The sequence below is a fragment of the Psychrobacter sp. TB15 genome (assembly GCF_000511655.1).
Lineage (GTDB): Bacteria > Pseudomonadota > Gammaproteobacteria > Pseudomonadales > Moraxellaceae > Psychrobacter > Psychrobacter submarinus.
Map to the genome: position 1 here is coordinate 34,521 of NZ_AYXN01000024.1, position 6,517 is coordinate 41,037.

The window sequence follows — 6,517 nt, forward strand, 5'->3', positions numbered from 1 at the left end:
CTTACAGTCGATCTGCTATAAAACGTCGCGCCTTATTTTTAGTGACTACTATACTTTTATACTCTGATATACTCTGACGACAGTCGACTAGAGACTTTTTACTTATGAGCCATATTGCGGTACTCGGAGCAGGCGTAGTAGGCGTGACAACTGCTTGGTATTTACAAAAGGCGGGCTATCAAGTTACCGTTATTGAGCGCGAGTCGGCCGCTGGGATGCAGACGTCATTTGCCAATGGCGGGCAAATCTCAGTTTCTCACGCCACCCCTTGGGCTAACCCTAAAACGCCAATCAAGGCACTCAAATGGTTGTTTCGTGAAGATGCGCCACTTCTTTATCGTCTGCGTGCGGATAAAGCGCAGCTAAAATGGGCGATGCAGTTCTTAAAGGAGTGCCGCGCGGATCGCGCCGATGCCAATCTAGTGCAAATGCTCCATCTAGGGCTTTATTCACGCGCAGCGCTACAGCAACTCAGACGTAGCATCGATATCGAATACGAGCAGCAAACACGCGGTATCATGCACTTTTATACGAGCCAAGCAGAGTTCGATGCCGCCGTTGCACCGACCGAACGTATGCAAGAGCTTGGCTGCGAGCGTCATTTTATCGATGTCAATACTGCTGCAAGCCTAGAGCCTGCGCTATACCCTATCGCGCACAAGCTCATTGGCGCAACTTATACTAGCCGTGATGAGTCTGGTAATGCCCATCTATTTACTCAGCGATTAGCGGCCAAGTGTAAGCAAGCAGGCGTCAGCTTTCTATACGATACTGATATTGTGGCTTTGAATACCAATGCGCACTCGCCTCGTCCTCATGTGCATAGTATTACTATTCGTCCTGCCGGCCAGAACGCGCAGACTTTTAGCGCCGATAGCTTCGTGATCGCACTAGGTAGTTATAGTGTGCCTTTAACCAAACCTTTAAATATTGATCTGCCGATATTTCCGGCCAAAGGTTATTCTGCCACTTACCGCGTCAATCCGCGCGCGCCGCATTTAGCGCCTTTTGTTAGCCTGATCGATGATGAGTACAAGCTAGTGATGTCGCGACTTGGCGATAAGCTACGCGTGGCTGGTACCGCTGAGTTTAATGGCTATAACATGGATCTGAATATGACTCGCTGCAAAGCCATTACTGAGCGCGTACAGCAGATTTTTCCAAAAGGCATTATCGCTAGTTCGGCTAAGTACTGGACAGGACTGCGGCCTATGACGCCATCGAATGTACCGCTAATAGGCCGCGCGCACTTAGGTCAAGTCCGTCACGGTAGTCAAAATAGCGCGGCAACCTTTGATAATTTATGGCTGAACACCGGACACGGGACTTTAGGCTGGACACACGCTTGCGGCTCGGCTAAAGCCATTAGCCTGCTGATACAGAATGAGATGCCAAAGGTGCAGTTTGATTTTGTGGGCATCGATAAGTAATCGTATTCTGCAAGTGCTAAGTTAAAAATGCCAGAACAACACAAATAAAAAAGACGCCTATTTAAAATAAGCGTCTTTTTTTGATTTAGTGCCAGTTTGTCATTTAATAGGAGTAGCGTTTAACAGGAGTAGCGTGCTACATACCTCTTAAGCCACGACTTTATCATTAACTGTCGCCTCATTATCCTCTCTGGCAAACGCAACCGCTTGCAGAGTGACCGGCACGCCATTGACTGCTGCATTACCGCTTAGCTCATCGATAAGCGTATCATCGGTCAAATCATTGACACTGACACCTGCATTCGCCTGAGCAATTTTTTGTTTGACGCCTTTACGGCCGTGACCGAAGCCATGCGGAATACTTACCACACCTGGCATCAGCTCATCGGTGACCTCAGCGTTGATAGTGACCTCACCGACACGCGAGGTGACTTTGACCGCTTGACCGTCTTCGATGTTATGAGCCTTTGCAGTATCAGGGTGCAACATCAGTGTACAGCGCGACTTACCTTTGGTGAGACGATGACTGTTATGTAGCCAAGAGTTATTACTGCGCACATGACGACGCCCAATGAGTAAGATCTGGCTCTCATCATAGCTTGCCATCATCTCCTCCACCCGCGCAAGATCGGCTTGATAAAAATCAACATTGAGATTGATTTGCTGATCTTTATGCTTGATGGCTTCTGGCAGCATCGGCTTTAGTGGCCCTAAATCCATGCCGTGAGGGTATTTTTTGAGCTTTTTCAGACTCATTCCATAATAAGGACCACGCTTTAGGCCTTGGTCAAGTATAAACTCTGGCCCCAGCTTTTGGATCAGTTTGCGCTCAGCTTTGAGGGGTAAAGGCGCATTCTTATCCAAACGCTCAGCTAGCTCTATATAGATTTGCCAATCATGCTTAGCGTCTTTGGGCTTAGTAAATAGCACAGGCGAGTATTTAGCCACGTTGTGGGTAGCAAAGCCATTAAAGGTGACATCATAATGATCGCGCTCAAGCGCTGAGACTGGCGGTAAGATGATATTGGCGTGGCGGCTGGTCTCCGTCACATAATAGTCAAAGCATACCATAAACTCCAAACTCTCAAACGCTTGATCTAGCTTTTCGCCATTGGGTGTACTGAGCACCGGATTACCCGCCACACACAAAAAGCCTTTGAGCTGCCCTTCGCCCTCGACTAACATCTCATCTGCCATCGCTGCTACCGGATACTCACCGTTGAAGTCAGGTAGATTACTGACGCGGCTGTGACGTTTACCCAAATAGCCAGGACCCGTGTTTTGCACTACGTTGACGGCAGGGTTTGGGAACATCAGGCCGCCGACCTCATCCAAGCGCCCTGTGACGATATTGATAATCATCACTATATATTGACTTAATAAGCCAAACTCTTGCACCGAGACGCCCATACGGCTATAGCACACTGAGCTTTCAGCCTCACAAAACTCTTTGACCAACCGCTTAATTTCATCAGCGGCGATGCCAGTAATCGGCGCGACGGATTCTGCGCTATAACCTTTAGCGAAGTCTGCCATGCGCTCAATCTCCGGAGCGAGGTCAGCGGCTCTATTATTGACACGTGCCTTTTTGGCGTAGCCTTGCGCATAAATCTCATTGAGCATCGCAAGGAGCAGTAACACATCAGTCGCCGGACGGATAAAGTGATGCTCGCTGGCGATATCAGCCGTCTCGGTACGTCTTGGATCGATGACCACTACTTTGCCATCGCGAGCTTTGATATCTTTTAGCTTTTGGCGCATGTTCGCGGCGGTCATGATACTGCCGTTAGAGGCTAGCGGATTGCCACCGATGATCAGCATGTGCTGAGTACGATTGACATCAGGCACAGGGATACGCAGCATGTGACCGAACAGATGCAGGCTAATAATGTGATGCGGCAGCTGATCGATAGAAGTGGCTGAGAAGCGAGTGCGAGTCTTGATGCTGCCCAATAGATGCTTAATGGTGAGCATACCGCCTAAGTTGTGCACGTTAGGGTTACCTAGATAGACGCCAAAAGCGTTGTTGCCATACTTTTTTTGTATGGACTGTATGCCGGCCGCGACTTTGTCTAACGCCTCATCCCAACTGATCTTTTTCCAGCCATCAGCGGTGCGCTCGACAGGATGGCGCAGGCGATCAGGATCTTCGTGCAAATCTTGCAAAGCGGTGGCTTTTGGGCAGATATAGCCTTTGGAGAATGGATCGTCCTTATCGCCCTTGATAGACAGCACCTTTTCGCCATCATGCTTGACGACGATACCGCACATCGCTTCACACAAGTTGCAGGTTCTAAAGTGAGTTTGTTCACCTGCTGTACTTGCGTCTTTGCTTTTATTTTCACGGATACTTTTAATCATAGTTTAACTTCCTTGTCGTTGACTCTTATTCCAGTGTAAGACCGCTAGAATGTACTGGGTTAAAATATTGCTAGATACGAGCTTAGGTTTTACATCCAGCCTTAAACTTTGTTTTTTAAACGCTATCTTTAAACGCTATCTTTAAACGCTGTGTTTTTGCCAAAAACGGATGAATAAAGCATTTAAGTTTTGACATAAGATGGTGATGGCTTGACCTCGAGTATAGCGCTGCTGGTGACAGCCTAGTATCAGCTCATGGACTTGCGCTGAGGCAATATCGACACACAAATTCACTTCAGAAGCCTCAAAATCACAGTCAGATAACGTCAGACCTTCGACAAATATCTGCGTCCACTCTTGTTGTATCTCATTGATTAAATGACTCAAACCGCTGCTTGTAGACAGCTGATTTTCTGTACTGAGTTCTATACTGGGTTTTGTACTGAGTTCTATACTGAGTTCTAAGCTGGGTTTTGTACTGAGTTTTGTAGTGGGGCCACAGCGCAGACGATCCTCGTTTAAGCGCTGAAATAAGTCGATATTAATAAAGGCGGCATCAAAGATGTGGTTAAGACATTGCTCACAGCGCTGGTTGAACTGAGTCTCACTGAGCCAAGCATAGTCTTTAATCATTTTTATCCAAGCGGCGCGCATGGGCGAGAGATAATTATCCTTTAGCCGTGCGCTTAGCTGCTGTTGCAGCTCATCTAAGCTTGCAAAATGATTATAAAAACTTGGCTGCGCAATCCCTGCGCCTTTGGCGACTTTATTCATACTCATGCCTGCGCTGCCTTCACTGCTATATAGACGCAAAGCGCTTTTCATTATCGCGTTACGCGTTTGTGCCTTGGCAAGCTTGCGTGGTGATGCAGTGCTCGCTTTTGCAAACCCGTCTTTTTTATCACCTATATCATCGATTATTTGTGTCACTTTCACGCTTAGCCTTTTATTAAACCACTTTATGCTTATGTTTAGACTATAAGGTTATAGTCATTTGCACGGGCTGTCTATAATTTAATTATCATGAATAACAGATTACTAAGATAAGCTAGCAGTGCCTTGAGTGAAGCTGTTAGAGAGAAATCATGACGATCTAGAAAGAATAACCGTCTAACTAGAAAGAATAACCGTCTAACGAGATTATTTTGCAGAATAAGAAGTTGTATATTAAGACGCTTTTTAAAGTACTAGAACTTACGAGTACTAAATATCATAGTCAACAAATAGAACAGCCGTACGGTTACTTTTAATTTTGCTTACTCTTACAAAGGTTACATACTCATAATAAATTTGCGGCCTTTATTATTGTTGAGTAACACTAAAAACACCGTTAATACAGACAGCGCGAGTCATAATTTATATAGTAAGAATCACTAGTTATTGATGCATCGCTTAATAGCGATCTATTGAATGCTAGAGAATATAAACTCATTAATCGGCTATATTATAAAAATAGGTAAATAGAAGGACTTTTATTTTACTGAATGAGCCGCTAGTACAAGGATAATCACTATGAATGAACATACTCTAAAAGGCGAATGGAACCAAATGAAAGGTTCAGTAAAACAAAAATGGGGCGAGTTGACCAATGATGACCTCGACCAAATCGAAGGTAGCCGTGATAAGCTAGTCGGCCGTGTACAAGAACGTTATGGCCATAGCAAAGAGGATGCCGAGCGTGACGTGGACAACTGGCGCCGTGAAAACAACTATTAATAGTTGCAAGATAGAATAGATATTTTTATCTTTACCGTATTGGCTGATGGTCGATACGGTTTTTAGTATGTCGGTGTTAACTCTCATTGCTCATTAGACCTCTTGCAAAAGTCATAATTTAAGCTCGGAATTAATGATACCAGCAAACAGCTTCATTCTAAGATCATAGCGCTGACGACGGTTGCGATATTTATGAGCCACGATTTTAAACAACTTGATTAAGCCTATTTTGTGCTCAACCACAATACGGAACTTTGCCAGATAGTGATTGGCCTGTTTGCATATCTCTAATAACTGACCACCACGAGGTTTCTTAAATGGCGTGAAAGTTTGCTCATGTAACTTTGCTAACCCTTGATAACCACTATCGGCTAGTAGCTTGGCGTCACAAGGTAACCAGTCAGGACAAGTATCTTTATACAGCTTAAAATCGTGGATTGACCCTTTACAGGTTTGCACATCAAGTATCAAACCAGTTTGCCAATGAACGATAACCTGCGCTTTTAAGGTGTGTTGTTTTTTCTTACCGCTGTAGTAGTCTCTTTGGTTTTTTTTGGACGCTCAATAGGGGTTTCGGTAGCATCAACAATGACGACTGACCAATTGATGTCGTCATCGACACGACTAGGCAGCTTTTTAGGTAATTCAAACTTGCCAGAGTCAATCAGTGTGTCTTCTACTTTACGAATGATACGGCTAGCAGAAGACTCATGAATACCAAAGTCCATACTGATATGATAAAGCGTGCGGTATTCACGCCAATAAGTCAGGGCTAGTAGTATCTGCTCCTTAAGACTGAGCACACTTGGTCTACCTGATTTGGTCTTAGATGCTTCATGCTCTTGCATGGCATCAAGCATGTCATAAAAGGTGGCTTTATGAATGCCAGTGTAGCGTTTAAAACCAGCGTCACTTTGTTTGAGTAGCTTATCTATGTTTGGCATGGTTCTTAGACAACGATGAATGTTCTTCTTATTTTAATTCCCTCTGCTACTTTTGCAAGAGGTCTA

5 protein-coding genes and 1 pseudogene are annotated in these 6,517 nt (G+C 45.0%); 2 read left to right on the plus strand and 4 right to left on the minus strand.

Features of this window, described 5'->3' with window-relative positions:
* The first annotated feature begins 104 nt into the window (after positions 1-104).
* On the plus strand, positions 105-1,430 hold the full coding sequence (locus W234_RS0105530) for a D-amino acid dehydrogenase (protein ID WP_025645526.1): 1,326 nt from the start codon (positions 105-107) through the stop codon (positions 1,428-1,430).
* A 147-nt stretch (positions 1,431-1,577) separates the two neighbouring features.
* Here the strand turns inward: W234_RS0105530 and W234_RS0105535 are convergent, their stop codons facing one another.
* Together W234_RS0105535 and W234_RS0105540 are read right to left on the minus strand one after the other, a co-directional pair.
* A complete protein-coding gene (locus tag W234_RS0105535) occupies positions 1,578-3,791 on the minus strand; it encodes a molybdopterin oxidoreductase family protein (RefSeq protein WP_025645528.1) in 2,214 nt (737 codons plus the stop codon).
* Between the two features lie 141 nt (positions 3,792-3,932).
* The gene (locus W234_RS0105540) at positions 3,933-4,721 is read right to left on the minus strand and encodes a TetR/AcrR family transcriptional regulator (RefSeq protein WP_156923957.1); all 789 of its coding nucleotides are present in this window, start codon (positions 4,719-4,721) and stop codon (positions 3,933-3,935) included.
* Positions 4,722-5,303: 582 nt separating this feature from the next.
* Here W234_RS0105540 and W234_RS0105545 point away from each other — a divergent pair.
* A complete protein-coding gene (locus W234_RS0105545) occupies positions 5,304-5,507 on the plus strand; it encodes a CsbD family protein (RefSeq protein ID WP_025645532.1) in 204 nt (67 codons plus the stop codon).
* 111 nt (positions 5,508-5,618) lie between these two features.
* On the opposite strand, the pseudogene W234_RS0105550 reads toward W234_RS0105545, so the two are convergent.
* Positions 5,619-6,002, minus strand: a pseudogene (locus W234_RS0105550) (transposase family protein); the annotation flags it as partial.
* An 8-nt stretch (positions 6,003-6,010) separates the two neighbouring features.
* Positions 6,011-6,451, minus strand: coding sequence for a transposase family protein (locus W234_RS0105555; protein WP_025643546.1), 441 nt, complete (start codon positions 6,449-6,451; stop codon positions 6,011-6,013).
* Positions 6,452-6,517: the final 66 nt, after the last annotated feature.

Bases quoted from the DNA above. Each gene is read 5' to 3' on its own strand.
- W234_RS0105530 (WP_025645526.1), top strand. From the start codon at position 105: ATGAGCCATATTGCGGTACTCGGAGCAGGCGTAGTAGGCGTGACAACT.
- W234_RS0105555 (WP_025643546.1), bottom strand. From the start codon at position 6,451: ATGCCAAACATAGATAAGCTACTCAAACAAAGTGACGCTGGTTTTAAA.
- W234_RS0105545 (WP_025645532.1), top strand. From the start codon at position 5,304: ATGAATGAACATACTCTAAAAGGCGAATGGAACCAAATGAAAGGTTCA.
- W234_RS0105535 (WP_025645528.1), bottom strand. From the start codon at position 3,791: ATGATTAAAAGTATCCGTGAAAATAAAAGCAAAGACGCAAGTACAGCA.